This is a genomic window from Devosia sp. YIM 151766 (assembly GCF_030285925.1).
Classification (GTDB): Bacteria; Pseudomonadota; Alphaproteobacteria; order Rhizobiales; family Devosiaceae; genus Devosia.
The window spans coordinates 267,333-290,342 of sequence record NZ_CP127251.1; the positions used below are offsets into that span (position 1 = coordinate 267,333).

Genomic DNA, 23,010 nt, shown 5'->3' on the forward strand with positions numbered 1-23,010 from the left:
CGCGCCGTGCCGGTTCCGATATGGTTCAGCCGGCGGTGGTTTTCTCCACTTCGTCATTGGGCGCGCGCGGGAGGAAGCGGCCGACAAAGCGGCCGAACCCGTCGATATAGGTCAGCATTACCGGCACCACCACCAGAGTCAGCGCCGTGGAACTGATCAGGCCGCCGATCACCGCATGGGCCATCGGGGCGTTCTGCGCGCTGCCTTCATGCAGGCTGAGCGCCAGCGGCATCATGCCGAAGATCATGGCCAGCGTGGTCATGATGATGGGGCGGAACCGGGTGGCCCCCGCCTCCACCAGCGCATCGAACAGGTTCCAGCCTTCCCTGACATGCTGATTGGCATTGTCGACCAGCAGGATCGCATTCTTCACCACCAGGCCCATCAGCATGATGAAACCGATCATCGAGAACATGTTGAGCGTCGAGCCGCCTACCAGGAGGCCCAGCATCACCCCGATCAGCGCCAGCGGCAGCGACACCATGATGGCGATGGGCTGCAGGAAGCTGCCGAACTGGCTGGCCAATACCAGATAGATGAAGATGATCGCCAGCAGCAGGGCCGAGCCGGCCGCCGCCGCCGTGTCGGCCAATTGCTCGACGTCGCCGCCGGTGGAAATGCGATAGCCGGGCGGCATGTCGAGATTGTCGACCGCCGCCTGTATCTGCCCCGTGACTTCGCCGAGGCCCACGCCCGACAGATTGGCCGTGACGCTGACCTGCCGGGACAGGTTCTGCCGCAAGATCTCGCCGGCGCCCTGCGACTGCACGATCTCGGCCACCTGATCGAGCCGGATCATGGCATTCGATCCGGTGACGCCGCTCTGGGTGATGGGCAGCGATCCCAGGGTTTCGACATCGTCGCGGGCCCATTCGGGCAGACGTACGGTAACGGTGTAATTCTCGCCATTGGGGGCGGTCCAGTCGGTCACCTCCTGCCCGCCCAGCATCGGCCCCAGCGTCGCCCCGATCTGCGCCAGGCTGACGCCCAGATCGCTGGCCAGATCGCGGTCGATCCGGATGCCCAGCACCGGCTGGGCCGCGTCGAGGCTCGATTCGATGTCTTCGAGACCCTCGATGGACCGCAATTGGGCGATCAGCCGGTCGGCCAATTGATCGAGCACGGTAAAGTTGTCGCCATAGATGGTGATCGAGACCGGCGCGGCAACGCCGCCAAGGCCCGATGCCGCGCCGACCATGAATTCGGCGCCCGGTATCTGGGCTAGGGCCTGGCGGACCGGCACGGTCATGTCCTGCGGCGTCCGTTCGCGCAGCCCCTGGTCGACCATGGTGACGACAATTGTGGCACGATTGTCGCCCGTGGTCGTCCCGGCATTGATCGTGGCATAGGTGCCTTCAACCTCGGGGAAGCGCTTCAGCGTGGCATCGATCTGCCGGACCTTGCTGGCGGTATAGTCGATCGAGGACCCGGTGGGGGTTTCGACCGAGACCTGGAACTGGCCGGTATCGGTCGCCGGCACGAACTCGACCCCGACCAGCGGGAACAGGAAGAACGTGCCGACAAAGGACAGCAGCGCCACCGACAGCGTCGTCTTGCGGAATTTGAGGCACCAGCGCAGCACCCCGCGATAGCCGAGATTGATCCATTCGAAGAAGCGATTGAATTGGCCGACGGCGCGGCCCAGCGGACCCCGCTTGGCGCCCTCATGGGCGGCCGGATCATACCAGACGCTGCTCATCATCGGATCGAGCGTGAAGGCGACGAACAGCGAAATCAGCACCGCCACGGAGACCGTGACCCCGAACTGCAGGAAGAAGCGGCCGAGAATGCCTTCCATGAAGGCCACCGGCAGGAACACCGCCACAATGGACAGGGTCGTCGCCAGCACCGCCAGGCCGATCTCGTTGGTGCCATCCAGCGCCGCCTGCCGGTGCGTCTTGCCCATATGCAGGTGGCGCATGATGTTCTCGCGCACCACGATGGCGTCGTCGATCAGGATGCCCACCGCCAGTGACAGGGCCATCAGCGTCATCATGTTGAGGGTGAAGCCCAGGAAATACAGCACGATCATCGTGCCGATGATGGAAATCGGCAGCGTCAGGCCGGTGATCACCGTCGACCGCCAGGAATTGAGGAACAGGAAGACGATGAGCACGGCCAAGGCCGCGCCTTCGATCAGCATGTTCTGCACGGCGTGGAAGGAATCTTCCACCGGCACGGCATTGTCGGTCACGACTTCCAGATGGACCGTGGCGGGCAGGACATTGGCTTGCAGCTCGGCGATGACCTTGCGAATTTCCTCGGCTACGCCGACGGTATTGGCGCCCTGGGTCTTGACCACGTCGATGGCCAGCGCCCGCTCGCCATTGAGCAGCGCCAGGCTGGTCACGTCGGCCTGCCCGTCTTCGATAATGGCGACATCGCGCAGATAGACCGCCTGGCCGCCCTGGCGCGCCACCACGATATCGAGGAAGTCGTCGGCGTTCTCGATGCGCCCCTCGACCTGGATGGAGCGGACCTGTTCGCCTTCGGTGATCGAGCCGGCGGGCAGGTTCTGGTTTTCCTGGCGCAGCGCGTCGATGACCTGGCCGACGCCGACATTGAAGGCGTTGAGCCGGTCGGGATCGACCAGCACGTTGAGCTGGCGCGGCACCCCGCCCACCACCGTGGCGCGGCCGACGCCGGCAATATTGGACAATCGGCTGATGACGACGTCCTCGGTCAGGGCCGTCAGGTCGCGCGGCGACAGGACGTCCGAACTCACCGCCAGCGACATTACCGGCAATTCGGCCGGGTCGAACCGCAGCACCTGCGCGCTGCCGGCATTGACGGGGAAACTGGCTTCCACCGTCGCCAACCGGTCCCGCACATCCTGCGCCGCGGCCTGTGAATTGACGTTCATGTCGAACAGGATGATGACCATGGCCTGGCCGGCCTGCGAGGTCGACTGGATGGTGTCGAGGCCGCTGATCGTGTTGACCGCCTCCTCGATCGGCCGGACGATATCGTTCTCGACCGCCTCGGGCGAGGCGCCGGGATAGCTGACGACGACGGCGACCACCGGCAGGTCGATATCGGGCAATTGCTCGATCGGCAGGCGCTGATAGGAATAAACGCCGAAGACCAGGATCGCCACCATGATCATGGTGGCGAAGACCGGATGGCTGACGCTGATGCGGGTGAGAAACATTTAGCCCTCCACCAGTTGGACCAGATCGTCCGGCTGTAACTGGGTGAGCGGCGCGGTCACCACGACATCGCCGGCCACGAGCCCGGAGCTGATCTCCACCAGCCGGTTGCCGTTCCAGCTTTCGCCCCGCTCGATGGCCTGGCGCACGACCCGGTCCTCCATCAGCTTGAGAACGAAAGTGCCTTCCGCGTCCTCGCGCAGCGCGGTCTCCGGCACGGCCAGGGCATCGGCGCGCTCGGCCACGACGATCTGGCCGGTCGCGAACATGCCGCCGCGCAGCAATTCCTCGACATTTTCCAGCGCGATATAGACCGGGATGGTTCGCGTTCCGGCCACGGCGATCGGGTTGATCCGGTCGACCACGCCGGCAAAGCTCCGGCCGGCCAGGCCCTCGACGGAAATGGTCACCGCCTGGCCTTTGGCCAGTTCGGCGCTCGTTCCCACCGGCGCCGCGGCATTGAGTTCGAGCGTATCCAGATCCACGATGGTGAAGAGCGAGGCGCCTTGCTGCACGGTCTGGCCGGCGCTGACGCTGCGCTCGGAAATGATCCCGTCCATCGGCGCCTTCAGCGTGGCGTTCTGCAAGGCGATGCGGGCGGCCTCGACCTGCCCTTCGAGCGCCGCCAGATTGGCGCGGAGCGCCTCGGCGCTCGACTGCGCCTGCTCGATCCCCGAAGAGGCGGCCAGGCCCCGCTGGATGAGATCGGTGGTGCGGCTCAACTGGCTTTCCGCCAGCACCAATTGGGCGCGAGTGGCCTCGGCGGTGCTGGTCTGCTGATCGAGCTGGATGCGCAGGCTTTCGGTGTCGAGCTGAAGCAGGACGTCGCCGGCGCTGACCGCGTCGCCCGGCCGGGCCATGACCGCCACCACCCGGCCCGAGACCTGCGACGCCAATTGCGTCTGCTTTTGCGGGGCCAGCGAGCCGGTCACCTTGACGGTGCGGGTCAGGGTGCGGGGCTCGATGGTGGAGATTTCAGAAGGATTGACCTGCATCACCGGAACGGTCGCCGCTTCCTCGATGGCCACTTCCTCGACCGGCTGCTGGCTGATGAAATACCAGCCGGCGCCCGCCGCGACGACAATGATCGCCAGCATGACCCAGGGCCAGCGCCGCCGACGCGGCTTGAGCCCCGCCGCGACCCGCGCCAGATTGTCCTTTTCCCGCCCAGACTGGGCCCATTCGGGTTTGGTATGTTCAGTGGTCATCGTGGCCTGCCGTGCTGGGCTGGGCATCGTTGCGCGATGCGTCGGTCTTGGAAAAAGAGTGGGCGGACCACTCGGTGATGAAGTCGGCCGATTGCTGGTAGAACTGAGCGAGCTGGCGGACCCGCATGCGGGCGCCGCTGGTATCGTCGGCAAACCGGGCCTCCGCCTCGAACACCAGATTGGCCACTTTGCGCATGCGGGCGGTGACAGTTTCCATCATCCGCGAATAAGGCTCCTCGCCAAGCTCGTAATAATCCTGCCGGTCGCCGGCGCGGCTGGTCTGGCGGATCATGCCGGTATTGGCCAGAAGGCGCGCATTGGTGCTGGCGCTGGCTTTGCTGATTTTAAGCCGGTCGGCCATCTCGGCCAGCGAGAAGGATCGTCCCTCAACGATCAGCAGGCCCAATATGCGTCCGGCGATGCGCGGTCCGCCATCGGTCTGCATGATCAGCCCCATCTGTTCAATGAAATTTTCTGCGGCGAGCCTCGACTGGGTCATGCCCCTCGTTAGCTTGCGCCCCCGCGTTCAGTCAATACTGAACGAACTGGACAGGCTGAACCAAGCGCAGTTTCGTTGCGGGCATTCAGGCCGATGGCGCCATGGGCGCGGTGCTGCCGCGCTGGATGAAAGACACCGGCAGCACCCGGTTCTCTATCGGCTTCGTGGGAAATCTCAGCCGGTCGACAAGCAGCTCAACCGCCTGCTCCCCCAGCAAATCGAGCGGCTGGCGCACGGTGGAGAGGTCGATAAGCGGCCAACTGCTCCATTGCATGTCATCGAAGCCGATAACCGAAACGTCTCCCGGAACGCTGAGATTTTCCGCCTTGAGCGCGCTCAGGGCCGCTATCGCCACCAGATCGTTGACGCAGGCGATCATGGTCACCTCGCGCCGTCGGATGGCGTCGAGCGCTTCCGGCCGCAATTGGGGCAGCAGGTGCACATTGACCTCCCAGACAACCTCGATCCGGCCGGCGGCGACCGACATGAAGCCCTCGCGGCGTTCACGATTGCTGCTGAGGTCAGAAAATCCCGAAAGCATGCCAATGCGCCGATGGCCGAGCGCGATGATGTGCTCGGCCATCAGGCGCCCGCCGGCGAAATGGTCGGCCTGGATGCTGTCGAGACCGGCAAATTGCGCATCGAGCGACACCATGGGGAAGATGGGCGGCGAAGTCGGCTTGAAGCTGGGATGCAGCATGGCCACCGCCCCGTCGACCCCGTGCCGCACCAGAGTCTGAACCACGCGCTCCTCGCGCAGCGGCTCATTGCCCGAATCGATGACCAGGGTCGCATAGCCCAGCGCCTCGGCCCGCATCTGCACGGCATTGGCGATTTCGGGAAACACCGGGCTGCTCAAATTCGGCAGGATGCAGCCGATGACCTGATTGCGGCCGGTCTTGAGGGCGCGCGCGGCATTGTTGCGGGAATAGCCGATCTCGGCGGCGGCCTTGCGCACCAGGGCGTCGACTTCCGGGGTCACCTTGTTCAGATTGTTGAGGACATAGGAAACCGTCGCGGATGAAACGCCCGCGGCCCTGGCCACATCCTTGATGGTCGGTGTTTTTCGCCGAGACATTTTGCACCAGCCCCCCAACGCTGTTTAGCGCTGATTCCTCGTCCAGAAAACCAGTGTAGAGATTGTATTTCTCTTGACACCCCCTGGGACGCCGGATGTATTGTTTACACGATTAAACGCCTTGCGTCAGGGCGATCACGGATTTGACGTTCATCATCCAAAGGGAAGGAACAATCGTGGCAAAGATTTCATTCGATGTGAAGGCGCGCCGCGCGCTGCTCGGTTTCGTCAGTGTCGCGGCGCTGCTCGCCGCCGGCACGGCGGGCACGGTCGCCCAGGACAGGATTCTGCTGCTGATCAATGGCGCGCTCGGCGACAAGTCGTTCTTCGACTCGGCCAATCGGGGGCTGGCGACGATCAAGCAGACCTATGGCGACGATGTCGAGACGCGGGTACTTGAAATCGGTGACGATCCGTCCGGCTGGGAGCCGGCGCTGCTCGAAGTGTCCGAGCAGGATTGGGATCTGATCATCGGCGGCACCTTCTCGCTGTCGGAAACGCTGGGCGACGTGGCCGAGCAATATCCGGACCAGAATTACATCCTGTTCGACGCCAGCCTGCCCTATGATGGCGGCGCCTATCCCAACGTCTATTCGATCCAGTACAAGCAGAACGAAGCCTCCTATCTGGGCGGCATTCTGGCCGCCGGCCTGCTGCAATCGGGCCTGCCCGAAGGCACCGGCGAATATCTCGGCTTCCTGGGCGGCATGGACATTCCGGTGATCAATGACTTCCTCGTCGGCTATGTTGCCGGGGCGCAGTCTTTCAATCCCGATGTCAAGGTTTCGGTCGCCTATGCCGGCTCGTTCACCGACGCCGCCAAGGGCAAGGAACTGGGTCTCGCCCAATATCGCGCCGGGGTCGGCATCGGCTTCATCGCTGCCTCGCAGGCCGGTCTCGGCCAGGTGTCGGCGGCCAAGGAAACCGACCAATATGTGCTGGGCGTCGACTCCGATCAGGAATCGATTTTTGCCGAGAGCGATCCTGAACTGGCGAGCCGCGTCGTCAGCTCGGTGCTCAAAAATGTCGATGTGAGCCTGGTGCGCGCCTATGAGCTCTATCGCGAGGGCAACCTGCCCTTCGGCACTGTCGAGAATGTGGGCCTGGCCGAGGGCGCCGTCGGCCTGGTCGAAACCGGCAATATGGCAGAACTCGCCTCGCCCGAAACCTTGGAGGCCATCGAAGCGGCCAAGGCCGACATCGCCTCGGGCGCCATTGTCGTCCCGACCGGTTTCGGCATGGACACCGCAGCGCTCAACGCCCTGCGCGACAGCGTCCGTCCATAAGCCGAGCGCGCGCCACAGATGGAAAAAGCTCCCCCAATCGTCGCCTTCCGGCAGGTCGGCAAGACCTATCCGAACGGCACCGTCGCGCTGACCGACGCCACGTTCGATATAGATAAGGGATCGATCCATGCCATTTGTGGCGAGAACGGCGCGGGTAAATCCACGCTGATGAAAATCCTGTTTGGCCTGGAAAACCAGAGCACCGGACAGATCATGATCGACGGTGCCGCCGCCGCGGCGGCACCGGACTTTGCCGGAAAGCACGGCATCGGCATGGTGCATCAGCATTTCTCGCTGGTGCCCATCCTCACCGTCACCGAGAATATCATTCTAGGCCACGAGCCCATTCGGGCCATCTTCACCGACCGGGTTCGGGCGCGCGAGCAGGTGGTGGCCTTGAGCAAGCGCTACGACCTGGCAGTCGATCCCGATGCGCGCGTCGAGACCCTCTCGATCGCGGCGCAGCAGAAGGTGGAAATCCTCAAGGCCCTGTCGCGCCAGACGCGCATGTTGATCCTCGACGAGCCGACGGCCGTATTGTCGCCGCCGGAAATCGAGGAATTGTTCCGCCGGCTGCGCGATCTGCGCGATAGCGGCATCACCGTGCTGTTCATTTCCCACAAGCTGCATGAAGTCCGCGCATTGGCCGACAATGTGACCGTGCTGCGCGCCGGGCAGGTTGTGGGCTCCGCCGCGCTGGCCGATATCAGCGATGGAGAAATCACCCGCATGGTGATGGGGCGCGATGTGGACGTGCCGCGCCGCCGCCGCATGACGCCGGACGCGCCGGTGCTGCTCAAGGTCGCCAATCTTTCCACGGATGCCCGCGACCCGGCGGACCGGATCAGCGATCTGAGCTTCACCATCCGAGGCGACGAGATTGTCGGGATTGCAGGCGTCGATGGCAGTGGCCAGCGCGGGCTTGCTTCGGCGCTGAGCGGGCTTCTGCGCCCCTCCGCCGGCAGCGTGAGCTTTGCCGGCACCGACATGACCAAGGCTTCGGCCGCAGCATGGCGCCAGGCCGGATTGGCCTATCTGCCCGCCGACCGCTTCACCCAGGGCGGGACACCCGCCATGACGCTGATCGACAATGCCATTGCCGGCACGGATGGCGATGCCAGCATACAATGGGGCCCGTTCCTGCGCCGCCGCAGCATTCGCCGGAAGGTCCGCGACATGGTCGCGAATTATTCCGTGCGGGCGCGCGGCATCGGAGAACGCCTCGATTCCCTATCGGGCGGCAATGCGCAAAAGCTGATTGCGGCGCGCGAGCTGGACGGGACGCCAAAGCTGCTGATTGCCGACCAGCCGACCCGTGGCATCGACGTCGCCTCGGCGGCCTTCCTGCATGGCCGGATCGACGCGGTGGCCCGTCAAGGCGCCGCCATATTGCTGATCACCGCCGACCTGGACGAATTACTACGCCTGGCCGATCGCGTCATCGTGCTGTTCAACGGGAAGATCGTCGTCGACCTGCCCAATGGTCCCGACCTGACGCCGGCCCGGCTCGGTCCCTATATGCTGGGTCTGGAGACCGCCGCATGATCCGCTCCATCCTGGCCGGATTGGCCGAATTCGCGCTCACCCTGATCGTCATCTCCATCGTGATCCTGGCCGTTCTGGTGCCGGTGGCGCTGCTGCGGTCCGAGCCGATGCAGGTCCTGCAATTGTTCATTCTCGGCCCTTTCGGCTCCATGCGCCATATCGGCAATATCCTCGAGGCGGCGACGCCGACCATGCTGACCGGATTGTCGGCGGCGGTGATTTTCCGCGCCGGCAGTTTCAATCTCGGTGTCGAAGGCAGTTTTTTCGTGGGCGGGATCAGCGCCACCGCGGCAGCGCTGCTGCTGCCCTTGACCGGGTTCATCGCCGCGCCGACCGCCATCGTCATCGGCGCATTGGTGGGCTCGCTGGCCTGCGTGGTGCCGGGCTATCTCCGCGTCAGGTTCGGCGCCTCCGAAATGGTCAATTCGCTGGTGCTCAATTTCGCCTTTCTCTATGCGGGCATCTTCGTGCTCAATTATTTCCTGCGCGATCCCAATGCGGGGGCGCTGGCCTCCTATCGGCTGCCCAGCGATTTCACGCTTGAGCGGCTGATGCAGGGCACGCGGCTGCATACCGGCGTCATCGTCGCCTTCATCGCCTGCCTCGTGGGCGGTATCTGGCTCTACGCCACGCGGTCGGGACTTAATGTGCGCATTGTCGGCGCCGGTCCGGGCATGGCGCAGCATCTGGGGCTCAGCGCTTCGGGACTGGTCATGCGGGCGCAGATCATCGGCGGCCTGGTCGCCGGCATGGCCGGGGCCATCGAGGTGCTGGGGCTCTATAACCGCTTCACCTGGACCAGCTTGCCCGGCCATGGCTGGACCGGCATCACCGTGGCGATCCTGGCGCGCGAGAACCCATTTCTGGTGATCCCGGCAGCATTGTTCCTGGCCTATCTGCAGGTCGGCGGCGATAGCCTGGCGCGCAATCTGGACGTGCCGAGCGAAGTCGTGGGGCTGGTCACCGCCGCCATCATGCTGGTGGCCACCGCCACCGCCATCTTCCGGCATCCCGCCTTCCTGCGGCTCATTCGCGACATCAAGGGCCAGGAGCAGGCAGCATGATCGAGGTGCTCTGGAACAATCTGTCCGATCCGGCCCTGTTCGCCACCGTGCTGCGGGTGATGACTCCATTGCTGCTGGCGGCGATCGGCATCCTGATCTCCGACCGCGCCGGCGTGCTGAATATCGGCATGGAAGGCATCATGCTGTCCGGCGCGCTGGTCGGCGTGCTGGCCAGCGCCTGGACCGGGCAGCCCTTTATCGGACTGTTCGCGGCGCTGCTCTGTGGCGGCCTGCTCGGCGCCCTGATGGCGCTGGCGATCAATGGGCTGGGCACGAATTTCATCATCACCGGCATCGCGCTGAACCTGGCCGCCGCCTCGGCGACGACGCTGGGCGTGTTCCTGGCGACCGGCGACAAAGGCATGTCCGGCGCGCTGCAGAGCGGGGTTTTGCCCAATCTGCACATTCCCCTCATCCGCGACATTCCGGTGCTGGGGCCGCTTTTGTCGGGCCACCACATGCTGACCTATATCGCCATCCTGGCGGTGCCGCTGGTGTCGATCATGCTGGCCCGGACCCCGTTCGGCCTGCATATCCGGGCCGTTGGCTCGGACCATAAAGCGGCCGCCACGGCGGGCGTTTCGCGCAACCGCACGCAATTGCAGGCACTGGCCCTGTCCGGCGTGTTCGGCGGCGCGGCCGGCGCCTATCTGTCGATGGGCTATGTCAGCTGGTTCGCCCAGAACATGACGGCCGGGCGCGGCTTCATCGCCATCGCCGCCGAGGTGATGGGCATGGGCACGGCCTGGGGCACATTCGCCGCCGCCGCCGTGCTCGGAATAGCCGAAACAACGGCGATCACCATGCAGACCATGGGCCTGCCCAATGAGCTGATGCAGATGATCCCCTACATCGTGCCGGTATTGGTGCTGACAATTTATGCAGCCCGCCGCCAGGCCAAGACACGCACCCGTTCTTAAATCCGAAGGAATATTCCATGAAAGCCTGGGAATTGACGCGCGACCTGTTGCGCAACACCAAGCCGATCGTCCGCACCGCGGAAGAGCAGACCTGGGACGCCAGCGCCGTCATGGCCGCGGGCGACATGAATCTGGCCATGTTCTGGAAGAGCAATGTGCCCGGTTCGGCGGCGCCGGAATGCCTGATGGCGGGTGCGCTGCAATCGATGGCCAACAAGGGCTATGTGCTGGCGCCATATCAGGACCTGCTGGCCGAGGGCCTGGCCGTGCTCGAGGCCGGCGATTTCGAGACGCTATACATGATCGACATGCGCCTGCGGGTGATCATGCAGAATGCCAAGCCCGATCCCGAGCATCCCTCGCAGAAGACGCTTCGTTATGCCGATTGGGATGCGTTGGACAAGGACACTGCCTGGCCGGCCGATGAAGCGGTCGACGTGCATGGCGACAAGTTCGCGGACCAGACCCGCGCCGCCTGGCTGGGCCAGTTTGTCGGCGCCGCCGCCGGCACCGCGCTCGAAGGCTACACGGCCGAGAACATTGCCGAAGCGTTCGGCCCGATCCGCGATTATGTGCGCGAGCCCAATACCTATAACGACGACATCACGTTCGAATTGGCCTTCCTCGAAGCGTTTGGCGAAAAGGGCCATGCGGTCACCAGCACCGATATTGCCGAGCGCTGGACCGGCATGATCCCCATGGGCTGGTCGGCCGAGGGGATTGCCCTGGCCAATATCCGCCGTGGCGTTCTCCCCCCGCTGAGCGGCTCGCTCGACAATCCGTTCGACGAATGGATCGGCGGGCAGATGCGTGGCACGATCTGCGGCATGGTGGCGCCGGGCCGCGCCCGCGAAGCCGCTCGCCTCGCCTATCTCGACGGACAGATTTCGGCAGCCGGCAATGGCATTCTGGGCGAGGTGTTCAACGCGGTGCTCGCGGCCCGCGCCTATACCGCCACCGACACCCGCGACCTGCTGGTATCGACCTGCGCCTTGTTCTCGACCCGCACCGAATATGGAGCGGTATTGGAATTCGCGCTCAATGCATGCCGGACCTCGCCGGACTGGCAGTCGGCCTGGGCCAAATGCGATGCCGAATATGTCGAATATAACTGGATTCACGTTTATCCGAACGCGGCGGCGCAGGTCGTGGCGCTCTGGTTCGGCAATGGCGATTTCGACCTGACGCTGGAAATCGTCTGCGGCATCGGCCATGACGTGGACTGCAATGCCGCACAGATCCTGTGCGTCATCGGCATTCTCAAGGGCACCGACGTCATCGCCGAGCGCTGGTATGCCCCCCTGATCGCCGGCGACATCGTCACCTATATGCGCCGCCCGGCCACAATCGCCTTCGAGGATCTGCTGGCGCAAACCATCCAGGCGGTTACCCGGCGGTAAGCAATGGTCTGCACTCTTTGACAACGCATTCATGACGCGGTCCGGCTCCTAAAAACGCCGGACCGCTTCATGGGACTGGAACCACTGGGCGAGGGTGGAAGTTTTGCATTGAGGTCTGGCCTGCTCGAAACCGGGGCAGGGATTTGCGTCTCAAAGGAATTGTCATGCGTCACGCCATAGCTCTCCCCGCTGCGCTCGCCGCGCTCGTCCTGTTGTCCGGCACAGCGTTCGCGCAGGTTGTCGTTTCCTCCAAGATCGACACCGAAGGCGGTGTGCTTGGCAATGTCATCAAGCAAGTGCTCGAAGCTGCCGACATTGCGGTGGAAGACCGCATCCAGCTTGGGGCTACCCCGATCATGCGCGCGGCGATCATCGCCGGCGAGATCGACATCTATCCCGAATATACCGGCAATGGCGCCTTCTTCTTCGATCGTGGCGAGGAGCCGATCTGGAACCATGCGGATCAGGCCTATGACGAAGTCGCCCGCCTCGACTACGAAGCCAATGACATCGTCTGGCTGACGCCTTCACCGGCCAATAATACCTGGGCCGTGGCGCTGCGCAGCGATCTGGCGGATGCCAATGAGCTGACCACGTTCTCCCAATTCGGCGCCTGGGTCGCCGGCGGCGGCGAGGTCAAGCTCGCCGCGTCCTCGGAATTCGTCAATTCACCCGCCGCATTGCCTAAATTCCAGGACGTCTATGGATTTTCGCTGTCCCCGGATCAGTTGATCGTGCTGTCGGGCGGCGACACGGCGGCGACCATCGCGGCGGCGGCCCAGCAGACCAATGGCGCCAATGCCGCCATGGTCTATGGCACGGATGGCGGCATCGCGCCCTCGGGCCTGGTTGTGCTCGATGACGACAAGGGCGTGCAGCCGGTTTACCAGCCGGCCCCGATCATCCGCGAGGCGGTTCTTCTGGAATATCCGCAAATCGAGGACCTGCTCAGCCCGGTTTTCGAAGCCCTTACCCTGGAGGTCCTGCAAGACCTCAATGGCCGTGTCCAGGTCGGCGGCGAGCCCGCTGCGGCGGTGGCCAGCGATTTCCTGAGCCAAAACGGATTTCTGGACTAAGGTGGCCGGGGCGGCGCGCAATGCTGCCGAGCAGCACTGAGCCGCGGCGCTTTCTGCGGCCCGATGTCATTATGGGGCGCCGATGACCATTGCAGATGCCGCCGGCGATGATCGCAGCGCCCAATGGCGTCGGCTCGATCCGCTTGGAATGATGATCGCCTTGCTGGCCGGGACCGGGCTGTGCCTGCCCTTCGCCGTTTTTAAGGCCAACCGCATCGTCCCCGGAGATGGATTGCTGTTATGGCAGGCGCTGCCTCCGGCAGCCTCTGCGGGGCTGCTCGCTCTATTGGCGGCGGCGATGGCCGTGGCGATGCTCAAGGTCTCTGTCCCGATCAAGCTGCTGGCGAGCGCCCTTATCCTGCTGGCGCTGGCCCTGTCGATCGGCATTGCCGCGACTGCATTGACGCCGCCGGACAGCGATTATGCCCGAATAGCCATCGGGGCGGGCTTTTGGCTCGTCGCCTTCGCGCTGGCGCTGATGCTGACCGATGCGCTGTCCAGGCTGAATCCAGGCCCCTGGGCGCGTATGGGCTTTGTGTTGCTGGCGGCGGCAATCCTCGTCGCCATGTTTTGGAGCGGGGTCTGGAACGAGCTCTCCATCCTCAAGGAATATGGGAGCCGCGCGCCCGGCTTCTGGCATGAGGCGCGCACCCATCTGCTGCTCGCCCTGGGATCGGTAGCGCTGGCCGTGGCGATCGGCGTACCGACCGGCATTGCCTGCTACAAGATGCCGATATTGCGCGCCGGTACGCTCAATGTGCTCAACGTCATCCAGACCATTCCCTCCATTGCGCTGTTCGGCATGCTGATCGTGCCTCTGGGCTGGGTGGCCGCCAATGTGCCGGGCGCGGGAACCATCGGCATTTCGGGAATTGGCACGGCCCCCGCATTGGTGGCGCTGGTCGCCTATGCCCTTTTGCCCATCGTCGCCAATACGCTGACCGGGCTCACCGGCCTGCCGGAGGCGACGGTCGAAGCGGCCCGCGGCGTGGGCATGAGCTGGAGCCAAAGGCTCTTCTGGGTCGAACTGCCTCTCGGCTTTCCGGTGATCCTTGCGGGGATGCGCATCGTACTGGTGCAGAATATCGGTCTGGCCACGATTGCCGCCCTGATCGGGGGCGGCGGCTTCGGCGTTTTCGTCTTTCAGGGCATTGGGCAGACCGCTATCGACCTGGTGCTGCTGGGGGCGGTGCCCACCGTGGCTCTGGCCTTTGTGGCCGCCGTCCTGCTCGATGGCTTGATCGAGCTTTCTACGGGGAGGCGGCCGGCATGATCGAGATCGACAACGTATCGAAAGTCTACCGGGATGCACGGGCCGTCGCCGATGTCAGTCTCACCATCGAGCCGCATTCCATCTGTACGTTGGTCGGCACCTCGGGATCGGGCAAGACCACGCTGCTGCGCATGATCAACCGGCTGGTGCAGCCGTCCAGCGGACAGATTCGCGTCGATGGGCACGATGTCAACAGCGTGCCCGCTTATGAATTGCGCCGCCGCATGGGCTATGTGATCCAGGGCAACGGGCTGTTCCCCCATTGGACCATCGCCCAGAATGTGGGCACCGTGCCGCGCCTCCTGGGCTGGGACCAGGCCATTATCGCGCGGCGCGTGGATGAGTTGCTGGAGCTCTTCCAACTCGATCCCGCCAGCTATCGCAACCGTATGCCGCACCAGCTTTCCGGCGGACAGCGGCAGCGCGTCGGGGTGGCGAGGGCGCTCGCCGCCAAGCCGAACATCCTGCTCATGGACGAACCTTTCGGCGCCCTCGATCCGATAACGCGCGGCAAGGCGCAGGAAGACCTGCTCGCCATCCAGCAGAAATTCGGCACCACGATCGTCTTCGTCACCCATGACATGGACGAGGCCATCCATCTGGGCGACCGCATCGCCGTGATGGACAAGGGCCGCCTGCTGCAACATGCGCGGCCGGCCGAGATCATCGCCAATCCCGCCACCGATTTCGTGCGGGAACTCGTGGGCACCACCGATCGGGCGTTTCGGCTGCTTTCCTTGTCGCCGGTGGGTGATCATCTGGAGCCCGGCGAGGCTGAAGGAGAGCCGTTCGAAGCGGGGATGAGCCTTCGCAGCGCCTATTCGGAGCTTTTGTGGGCAGGGCGCAAAGCCGCGCCGATACAGCGGGACGGGCGCATTGTCGGCATCGTCACGCTTGCCGGCCTCGGACAGCTGGCGGCCAAACCGTGACGAGAACAGGACTGCTCATCAGGCTGGCGGTGCTGGTGCTCATGATCTGGCTGGTGGTGAATCCATCCGCCTTCACGGAATTTTTCGCGCTATTCGCCCGCAACGGGCAGCCGGCCATTTACAATCAGGGCAGCCTGCTCGTCATCACGGCCAGTCACCTGTTGATCGTTCTCGTCGCCATCAGTGCTTCGGCCGTGCTGGCCATCGGCCTTGCCATCCTGGTGACCCGGCCCTTCGGCGCCGAATTTCTTCCGGTTTCCCGGGCCGTCGCCAATATCGGCCAGACCTTTCCGCCGGTGGCTGTCCTGGCATTATGCGTGCCGATGCTGGGCTTCGGCACGACGCCAACGCTGGCGGCGCTTTTCCTTTACGGGCTCTTGCCCATTTTTGAGAATACCTTGGCCGGCCTCACCAGCGTCCCGCCGGCGGTGACCGAGGCCGCCAAGGGAATGGGCATGACCCCTTGGCAGCGCTTGCTGCGGATCGAGCTGCCGCTGTCCTTGCCGCTGGTTCTTTCCGGCTTGCGGCTCTCGACAACCATCGCTCTGTCCACCGCGACCATCGGCTCGACCGTTGCGGCACGAACCCTGGGGGAAGTCATCATTGCCGGCCTGCAATCGGGCAATACCGCCTTCGTGGTGCAGGGCGGACTGATCGTGGGGGCATTGGCGGTCCTTATCCATGACGGATTCGCGGCGCTGGAGCGCTGGCAGGCCGCCCGCATCGGAGCACATTGAGCCCGAATTAGCGCCCCGCCAGGAGAGTTTCGACGGTTGCGCGGTCAGGGGTGCCGAGCCGGCCGCCCAAACTGGCGCATTTGATGGCGGCGGCGGCATTGGCGAAGACGATGGCGTCACGGATGGAGCGGCCCTCGGCGATGGCGAGCGTGAAGGCGCCGTGAAACACGTCGCCGGCGGCCAGCGTGTCGACGGCCTTGACCGGCGGCGGCAAGGCCTGCTGCACCTGCTCGCCTTCCATCCAGAAGCAGCCCGACGCGCCGCCGGTGACGGCGACGAAGCCGGCAAAGCGCCGGTCCAGAACCGGTAGCGCCTCCTTTATGGAGGCGGCGCCCGAGACTTGCAAAGCGGCGGGCTCGGAAAAGACGGCATGGGTGGCGCGTTCGGCCAGGGCGATGATGGTGTCGCTGGGGCCGGTATCGGCATCGAGCACGGCAAGGCGCCCCGCCTGCCGCGCCAGCGTCAAGGCCCGCATCGCGCCTTCAGGCCAGCGGATATCGACCTGGATGGCATCGGCCTGCTCGATGAATCCGGCGGGAATCCAGTCCGGATCGCTGCCCAGCGCGCTGTCGTAATAGGGCAGGATGAGCCGTTCGCCTTCATTGTCGACGATGACGGCGCTCAATGGCGTCGGCACGCCTTCGAAGCGCCTGACATGGCGGCAATCGACGCCTTCGGCGGTGATCTCGGCAAGGAAATGCTCGCCCATGAGATCGGCGCCGATGCGGGTGACGAGGCTGGCCCTCCCACCCAGCCGCACTGCGGCGACGGCGGCGCTTGTGGCCATGCCGTGCGCGGCTTGAACCAACGCCTTGGGCAGGATTTTTCCGGGCCCGGTGGGCAGCGTGTCGACCGAAAAGATCATGTCCATCGTGGCGGCGCCGAGAAAGACGATGTGGGGAGGATTGGGCATGGCAACAAACCGCAGCGAAAACAATTCCGCTTTTATAGGAAAGGCCCGGCGCAGTCGCCGGGCCGGATCATGTATAGCCAGTCCTGCCGGAGAAGGCTCTAGTTTACGGGCCGGCCAAAGCGGGCGTTGAGCCCTTCGATCAGCGCCATGGTGGCGGCTTCGGGCATGCCGACCGCCATGCGGGCATGGCCGGCCGGGACGCCTTGCAGACGCAGGCCGGTCTTGAGGCGCTCGATATCGCCGAGAAGGCCATCGACAACGGCATTCACGTCCTGCTGCAGGCCGGCGCGGTCGGTGACGCCGGCGGCCACGGCCTCGGCCATGGCGACGAAGGGCTCGGGATAGACGGAGGCAATGCCCGAAATGACGCCATTGGCGCCGACCTGATCGAGGCGGCCGATTTCGCGGTCCGAGCCGGTAAGCACCAGGAAGTCATCGGGCAGGAGCTGGCGATATTCGCCCACTGTTTCCAGGCTTTCGCCGCTGATCTTGACGCCGATAATATTGGGGAGCTTGGCGAGTTCGGCCATCAATTGCGGGGAGACGGCGACGCCGGTTCGATCTTTAAAAATATAGACGAAAACGCCCAGACCATCCGAAATCTCCGAAATGCGCCCATAGAAATGCTTGAGGGCGTCATCGGTCGACGGCAGGAAATAGGGGGTGATGGCCGCGACTTCCTTGGCCCCTTCGGCGCGCGCCAGCGCGATCAGGCGCTCGACCTCGTAAAGGCTGGCGGCCCCAACATGGACGACGACGCGCTTGTTGGGGAGCATGTCGAGGCTGAGGCGGGTAAGGGCGCGGCGTTCGTCCTCGCTGAGAGACGGGAATTCGCCGGTCGTGCCCAGCACGAACGCGCCATCGACGCCGGACTGGGCGCATTTGCGCAGGATCGCCGTATTGCCTTCTGCCGAGACAGATCCATCCTCTCCGAAAGCGACCGGGATCGCGGTGAGGATAATGGGTTTGGGTACAGACATGGCGGGAATACTCGTGGATGTTAGGAGGAGAGGCCAGCGACTTTGGCGCGGCGCCGCTGGAGAAGCGGCGTCGCCAGAGCCACAATGATGGCGATGAAAGCGAAGGTGAGCAGGGTAGCGGAAATCGGCTTGTTGACCAGGCCGGCCGGGCCATCGATCAGCAGCGAGCGCCGGAGATTGGATTCGGCCAGGGGGCCCAGGATCAGCCCGAGAACGATGGGGCTGGCCGGAATGCCGCAGCGCTTGAACACGACGCCGATGACGCCAAAGGCCAGCATGATGCCCACGGTGAACATATTGTTGGTGGTGGCATAGGTGCCCACCAGACAGAACACCAGAACCGTTGCCCAGATATAATGGATCGGCATGTCGAGCAGCCTCACCATCATGGGCATGCGCACCAGATTGATGGCGAGGGTGACGAACGTGGCCAGCAGCATGATGGTGGTGATGGTGACCACCAGGCTCGGCTGATTGACGAACAGGCTCGGGCCCGGCTGGATGCCCCAGACGATCATCGAGCCGATCATCACCGCCATCACCGAATCTCCCGGAATGCCAAGGGCCATGGTCGTCGTCAGCGAGCCGCCCAGAGTGGCGCTGGAGGCGGTGTCGGAGGCGGCTATCCCCTCGATATTGCCCTTGCCAAAGCTCTCTTTGGTTTTGGAGGCGGCCTTGGCGCGATCCCAGCCGAGCAGGCCGGCAATATCGCCGCCGGCACCGGGAATGATGCCGACGACCAGCCCGACAATGCCGGCAATGAAGGTGGGCTTGGCGATGCGCTTATATTCGCTCTTTGTCGGCCACCAGCGGCCCAGCGCCGAGATCGGTTTGATCTTGAAGGCGCGGTGGGTGAGGATCTGGTCGAACAATTCGGCAATGCCGAACAGGCCGATGATCACGGCGATGAAATCGAGCCCGCTATTGAGGTCGCGCACTCCGAAGGTGAAGCGGGCATCGCCGGTGATGGGGTCGCGCCCTACGGTGGCGATGAACAGCCCGATAATGCCGGCCAGCAGACCCTTGGCGATCGATTTTGAGGAAATCGAGATCATGATGGTCATGGCCAGGATGACCACGGCGAACATCTCGCTGGGGCCGAATTTGAGCGCCAATTGCGCCAGCGGCACCGAGGCGAAGGCGAAAAGCGCCATGCTGGCGACGATGCCTATCGCTGAAACCAGCGCCGACACGATCAGCGCCAGCCCCGCCTGGCCGTTCTTGGCCATGGGATAGCCGTCGAACGTCGTGGCGATGGAGGCCGGCGTGCCGGGGGTATTGATGAGGATGGATGGAATGCGGTCGCCGAAATTGGCGGCGACATAGATGGTGAGCAGGACCGCCAGGCCCTGCACCGGCTCCAGGGTCATGGTGAAGCTGCTGGCCAGGGCCACCGCCATGGTGGCCGTGATGCCGGGGAACATGCCCACCAGCATGCCGACGACGACGCCGGCGCCAAGGCACATGATCACCGTGGGTTCGAAGACCGCCAGCATGCCATCGAGAAGAGCTGTCATAGCGGCACCCTGAGCAGCAAGTGGAAAAGGCCGTAAATGAAGGCCGTGGTGATGAGCGGAAAGGCGACAAGGCCTTTCCAGCTGCGCAGGCCAAAGACCCAGAGAAGCGCAAAGAGATAGACGATGGTGGGGATGACGTAGCCGAACGCGCTCCAAAGAAAAGCGTAAAGCGTCGTCAGCGCCAGCGCCTGGAGCATGCGGATCAAACCATCGGGATGGCCGCTTTCGAGATCGCCGCGGCTCTGGGCCGGGCCGAACAGGGCCATGCCCAGCATGATAGCGGAGAGACCGGCCGCCAGAATGGACAGCAGCGTCGGCCACCATTTCGGATCGAGGCCGCCGGCGCCCATGCGCAGATAGATATTGCGCGACAGAACAAGCGCGACAATTGCAAAGATCAGTGCCGCCAGCGCCGTGACGATTTCGAGCCGGCGCGCGGGCGGGGCGGAAAAATCATATTCCGCCACCGCTGCGTCCGGCGACACGATGGTGTCGCCGGACGCGGACGTGAGCTTGTCGAGCTCGGCCATAGGCTTACTTCAGGACTTCGGCGTAGCGAGCGGCTTCGGCATCGACAAAGGCCTTCCATTCGTCGCCGCTCTTATAGGCCGGCAGGATGCCGGCCGGGGTAACCGCGTCGAGGAAGGTCTGCGAGGCAGCGGCCTTCTTGATCGATTCCTCGAGAATGGCCTTGGCGTCGTCGGGAATGCCCGCGGGGCCATAGACACCGCCCCAGGCACCGAAGGAGAGGTCATAGCCCTGCTCGGCAGCCGTCTTGACGCCGGGGAAACGCGGATGTTCCTGCTCGTCGAAAATAGCCAGGACCTTGAGCGAGCCATCGGCAAAGGCAGTGGCCGTTTCACCGGCGCCTGCGGTCACCGCATCGACGTGATTACCCAAAGCCGCCGCCACGGCGGGCGCGCCGCCATCGAACGGGACCGGGGTGATCTGGGCGCCGGTCATTTGCGCCAGGACGAAGGCGGTGGCGGCGAAAGCCGAGGCAGCGCCCGAATTGGACACCGAAAGCTCGGTGGTCTTGGCCGCTTCGATGAATTCCTCCAGCGTGTCATAGGGGCTGTTCGCGGCTACGGCGAGCACGACCGGGCTGTTCATCACCTGGCCGAGATAGGTGTAGTCGGCGCGGTCGAAATCGTAGCCGATATTCTCGGCGATGGCGAATTCCACGGGACCGAAGCCAATGGTGTAGCCGTCGGCAGGCTGCTCGGCCACATGGGCGAAAGCGACGGTGCCGGAGGCGCCGGGACGGTTTTCAACGATAACGCTGACGCCCAGATCCTTTTCCAGTTCGGAGGCGATGGCGCGCGAGGTGCGGTCCGAAGCGCCGCCCGCGGCTGCCTGCACCACGAATGTGATGTCCTTGGACGGAAATGCATCCTGGGCCATGGCGGACGCCGTGAAGGCTACGCCAAGCAGCCCGGCCAGGGCGATGGTCTTGGTGAAGAAGGTATAATGGGTCATGTCTTTCTCCCTACTTTGTTGTGGTTCGACGAGCTGCAACTAGTTTTGCGCCTGAATGCTTCGTCTTCGCTCCAGGGCGCGCTCCCAGACTCTCACCATGCGGGCACGGGACCCTTCGAGGTGATTGGCGAGTTCGGTTTCGGCGGCTTGCGGATCGCCCGCCTTGATGAGGTTGAGCAATTCCAGATGCTTGGCCGCGCTGGCGGACAGGTCCTGATCCAGCGAAATGGTGAGCCGCAACAGCGTCATCGTGATGGCCTCGTGGCGCTGCCAGACATCCGCCAGACGCTTGTGCCCCGAAATCAGGCAAATCTCGTTGTGAAATGATATGTCGGCTTGCGCGAAGCCCGCGGGATCGTCGGCCTGGGCGGCGCGCTGCATGGTTTCCACATGCCGCTGAATGGTGCCGAAACGCGCTTCGTCATAGCGCCCGACGGCCAGGCGCACGGCCAGGCCTTCAATGGCGCCGCGCAGGGAATAAAGCTCGTTGATGCTGTCATGGTCGATGCCGATAACAATGACGCCTGGCTGCTGCTTTTCCACCAAGCCCTCGGCCTGGAGGATGCCGAAGGCATCGCGGATAGGACCGCGACTGACGCCGAAACGCTCGGCCAGCTCGACCTCGATCAGCCGCTCGCCATGGACGTATTCTCCCGCGGCAATGGCCTCACGCAGGGCCGCCGCCACCTGCGAGCCAAGCGCCTCGCGCTGAATGATCGCCGGAGCGCTCCGCAATTCCCGTGTCTCCTCACTTTCGTTGACGGTAAACGGTTAACAGAACAGGAGTCAAGCAGACGCGCGACCGATCAGGCCGTGAAGCTGATGGCGGACACATATAGGCGTGCAATTGATGGCGGAGCCCATCATGCACCGCAGGGAGGAAATCTTTGCCGCGGCGATGAAGGCCTATGCGCATGCCCACGCCACCAAGTTCCAGGCCATGGAACTCCCGCGCGCCCAGGATGGCGGGTTATCAGCCGACTAGACCCGCGGGAATGTGGCTGTGCCGGCTGCTCAGAACGTCTTGGCGCCGTTTACGAACAGCCGAACGGAATACAGGCTGGTGGTTGCGCAGATGAACAGCCGGTCCCGCTTGGGGCCGCCGAAGCAGACATTGGCAACCACTTCCGGGATCAGCACCTTGCCGATCAACGTGCCGTCCGGATCATAGACGTGGACGCCGTCGGCCGCCGAAGTCCAGATGCGTCCGTCCACGTCAAGGCGGAAGCCGTCGAAGAGCCCGGCAGTGCTGTCGGCAAACACCCGGCCATCGGTCAAGGCGCCATTATCGCCGACCTTGAACACGCGCATATGGGCCGGGTTGTGCGCGCCATGGGTGCGACCGGTATCGATCACGTAAAGCAGGCTTTCATCGGGTGAGAATGCCAGCCCGTTCGGTTGCACGAAATCGTCGCAGACCACGCTGATCTGTCCCGATTGAGCATCGATCCGGTAAACGTTCGAGGCGCCAATTTCGCTGTCGGCCTTGTTGCCCTCATAGTCGGAATCGATGCCATAGGTCGGGTCAGTGAACCAGATCGAGCCATCGGATTTCACCACGACATCATTGGGGCTGTTCAGCCGCTTGCCCTCGAAATTGTCGGCAAGCACGGTGATCGTGCCATCGTGTTCGGTGCGCGTAACCCGCCTGGTGCCATGCTCGCAGGTGACCAGGCGCCCCTGCCGGTCCACCGTGTTGCCATTGCTGTTATTGGCTGGCTGCCGAAAGACGCTGACGGTCTCGCTGGCTTCGTCGAAGCGCAACATGCGGTTATTGGGGGCATCGGACCAAACCAGATAGCGCCCGGCGGGGAAATAGGCCGGTCCCTCGGCCCAATGGCAGTTTTCATATAGTTTATGGACATTCGCCGTCATGCAGGGCAGGCGGGCGAACCGCTCGTCCAAGACCTCGTAATCCGATGCAGCCATGATGTCCTCCTCCCGGATAAATCGGAAA

At 64.0% G+C, this 23,010-nt stretch carries 20 protein-coding genes; 9 read left to right on the forward strand and 11 right to left on the reverse strand.

All coding sequences use genetic code 11. From position 1 onward, the window contains the following. Positions 1–25 precede the first annotated feature (25 nt). The 4 genes from O9Z70_RS01280 to O9Z70_RS01295 all read right to left on the reverse strand — a co-directional run bounded on the left by O9Z70_RS01280 (position 26) and on the right by O9Z70_RS01295 (position 5,934). A complete protein-coding gene (locus O9Z70_RS01280; RefSeq protein WP_286020702.1) occupies positions 26–3,151 on the reverse strand; it encodes an efflux RND transporter permease subunit in 3,126 nt (1,041 codons plus the stop codon). After that, on the reverse strand, positions 3,152–4,357 hold the full coding sequence (locus tag O9Z70_RS01285; RefSeq protein WP_286020703.1) for an efflux RND transporter periplasmic adaptor subunit: 1,206 nt from the start codon (positions 4,355–4,357) through the stop codon (positions 3,152–3,154). It lies immediately after the preceding gene. After that, on the reverse strand, positions 4,347–4,856 hold the full coding sequence (locus O9Z70_RS01290; protein WP_286020704.1) for a GbsR/MarR family transcriptional regulator: 510 nt from the start codon (positions 4,854–4,856) through the stop codon (positions 4,347–4,349). The genes O9Z70_RS01285 and O9Z70_RS01290 overlap by 11 nt, the downstream gene beginning before the upstream one ends. A gap of 85 nt (positions 4,857–4,941) precedes the next feature. Then, positions 4,942–5,934: a LacI family DNA-binding transcriptional regulator gene (locus O9Z70_RS01295; protein ID WP_286020705.1), complete on the reverse strand. Its 993-nt coding sequence runs from the start codon at positions 5,932–5,934 to the stop codon at positions 4,942–4,944. Positions 5,935–6,119: 185 nt separating this feature from the next. Here O9Z70_RS01295 and O9Z70_RS01300 point away from each other — a divergent pair, with 185 nt between their 5' ends. The 9 genes from O9Z70_RS01300 to O9Z70_RS01340 all read left to right on the forward strand — a co-directional run bounded on the left by O9Z70_RS01300 (position 6,120) and on the right by O9Z70_RS01340 (position 16,164). Beyond that, positions 6,120–7,220, forward strand: coding sequence for a BMP family ABC transporter substrate-binding protein (locus O9Z70_RS01300; RefSeq protein WP_286022053.1), 1,101 nt, complete (start codon positions 6,120–6,122; stop codon positions 7,218–7,220). An 18-nt stretch (positions 7,221–7,238) separates the two neighbouring features. Next, positions 7,239–8,765 (forward strand): ABC transporter ATP-binding protein, encoded by a 1,527-nt coding sequence (locus tag O9Z70_RS01305; protein ID WP_286020706.1) that lies wholly within the window; start codon positions 7,239–7,241, stop codon positions 8,763–8,765. Then, the gene (locus O9Z70_RS01310; RefSeq protein WP_286022054.1) at positions 8,765–9,829 is read left to right on the forward strand and encodes an ABC transporter permease; all 1,065 of its coding nucleotides are present in this window, start codon (positions 8,765–8,767) and stop codon (positions 9,827–9,829) included. Before O9Z70_RS01305 ends, O9Z70_RS01310 begins: the two co-directional genes overlap by 1 nt. Beyond that, entirely contained in the window at positions 9,829–10,749 is a 921-nt protein-coding gene (locus O9Z70_RS01315; RefSeq protein WP_502870211.1) for an ABC transporter permease, read from the forward strand. The genes O9Z70_RS01310 and O9Z70_RS01315 overlap by 1 nt, the downstream gene beginning before the upstream one ends. Positions 10,750–10,766: 17 nt before the next feature. After that, positions 10,767–12,149, forward strand: coding sequence for an ADP-ribosylglycohydrolase family protein (locus O9Z70_RS01320; RefSeq protein WP_286020708.1), 1,383 nt, complete (start codon positions 10,767–10,769; stop codon positions 12,147–12,149). 164 nt (positions 12,150–12,313) lie between these two features. Beyond that, on the forward strand, positions 12,314–13,225 hold the full coding sequence (gene osmF, locus O9Z70_RS01325) for a glycine betaine ABC transporter substrate-binding protein OsmF (protein WP_286020709.1): 912 nt from the start codon (positions 12,314–12,316) through the stop codon (positions 13,223–13,225). 82 nt (positions 13,226–13,307) lie between these two features. Then, positions 13,308–14,498: an ABC transporter permease gene (locus O9Z70_RS01330; RefSeq protein WP_286020710.1), complete on the forward strand. Its 1,191-nt coding sequence runs from the start codon at positions 13,308–13,310 to the stop codon at positions 14,496–14,498. After that, the gene (locus tag O9Z70_RS01335; RefSeq protein WP_286020711.1) at positions 14,495–15,427 is read left to right on the forward strand and encodes an ABC transporter ATP-binding protein; all 933 of its coding nucleotides are present in this window, start codon (positions 14,495–14,497) and stop codon (positions 15,425–15,427) included. The genes O9Z70_RS01330 and O9Z70_RS01335 overlap by 4 nt, the downstream gene beginning before the upstream one ends. Positions 15,428–15,468: 41 nt before the next feature. After that, on the forward strand, positions 15,469–16,164 hold the full coding sequence (locus O9Z70_RS01340) for an ABC transporter permease (RefSeq protein ID WP_286022055.1): 696 nt from the start codon (positions 15,469–15,471) through the stop codon (positions 16,162–16,164). A gap of 7 nt (positions 16,165–16,171) precedes the next feature. Here the strand turns inward: O9Z70_RS01340 and O9Z70_RS01345 are convergent, their stop codons facing one another. The 7 genes from O9Z70_RS01345 to O9Z70_RS01375 form a co-directional block, all read right to left on the reverse strand. After that, complete coding sequence (locus tag O9Z70_RS01345) at positions 16,172–17,077, reverse strand: PfkB family carbohydrate kinase (RefSeq protein WP_286020712.1); 906 nt, start codon at positions 17,075–17,077, stop codon at positions 16,172–16,174. A 98-nt stretch (positions 17,078–17,175) separates the two neighbouring features. Beyond that, positions 17,176–18,057 (reverse strand): dihydrodipicolinate synthase family protein, encoded by an 882-nt coding sequence (locus O9Z70_RS01350; RefSeq protein ID WP_286020713.1) that lies wholly within the window; start codon positions 18,055–18,057, stop codon positions 17,176–17,178. Between the two features lie 20 nt (positions 18,058–18,077). After that, a complete protein-coding gene (locus O9Z70_RS01355; RefSeq protein ID WP_286020714.1) occupies positions 18,078–19,574 on the reverse strand; it encodes a tripartite tricarboxylate transporter permease in 1,497 nt (498 codons plus the stop codon). After that, a complete protein-coding gene (locus tag O9Z70_RS01360; RefSeq protein ID WP_286020715.1) occupies positions 19,571–20,104 on the reverse strand; it encodes a tripartite tricarboxylate transporter TctB family protein in 534 nt (177 codons plus the stop codon). Before O9Z70_RS01360 ends, O9Z70_RS01355 begins: the two co-directional genes overlap by 4 nt. A gap of 4 nt (positions 20,105–20,108) precedes the next feature. Then, positions 20,109–21,053, reverse strand: coding sequence for a Bug family tripartite tricarboxylate transporter substrate binding protein (locus O9Z70_RS01365; RefSeq protein WP_286020716.1), 945 nt, complete (start codon positions 21,051–21,053; stop codon positions 20,109–20,111). A 39-nt stretch (positions 21,054–21,092) separates the two neighbouring features. After that, complete coding sequence (locus tag O9Z70_RS01370) at positions 21,093–21,788, reverse strand: GntR family transcriptional regulator (protein ID WP_286020717.1); 696 nt, start codon at positions 21,786–21,788, stop codon at positions 21,093–21,095. A gap of 279 nt (positions 21,789–22,067) precedes the next feature. After that, positions 22,068–22,982 (reverse strand): SMP-30/gluconolactonase/LRE family protein, encoded by a 915-nt coding sequence (locus O9Z70_RS01375; protein WP_286020718.1) that lies wholly within the window; start codon positions 22,980–22,982, stop codon positions 22,068–22,070. Positions 22,983–23,010 lie beyond the last annotated feature (28 nt).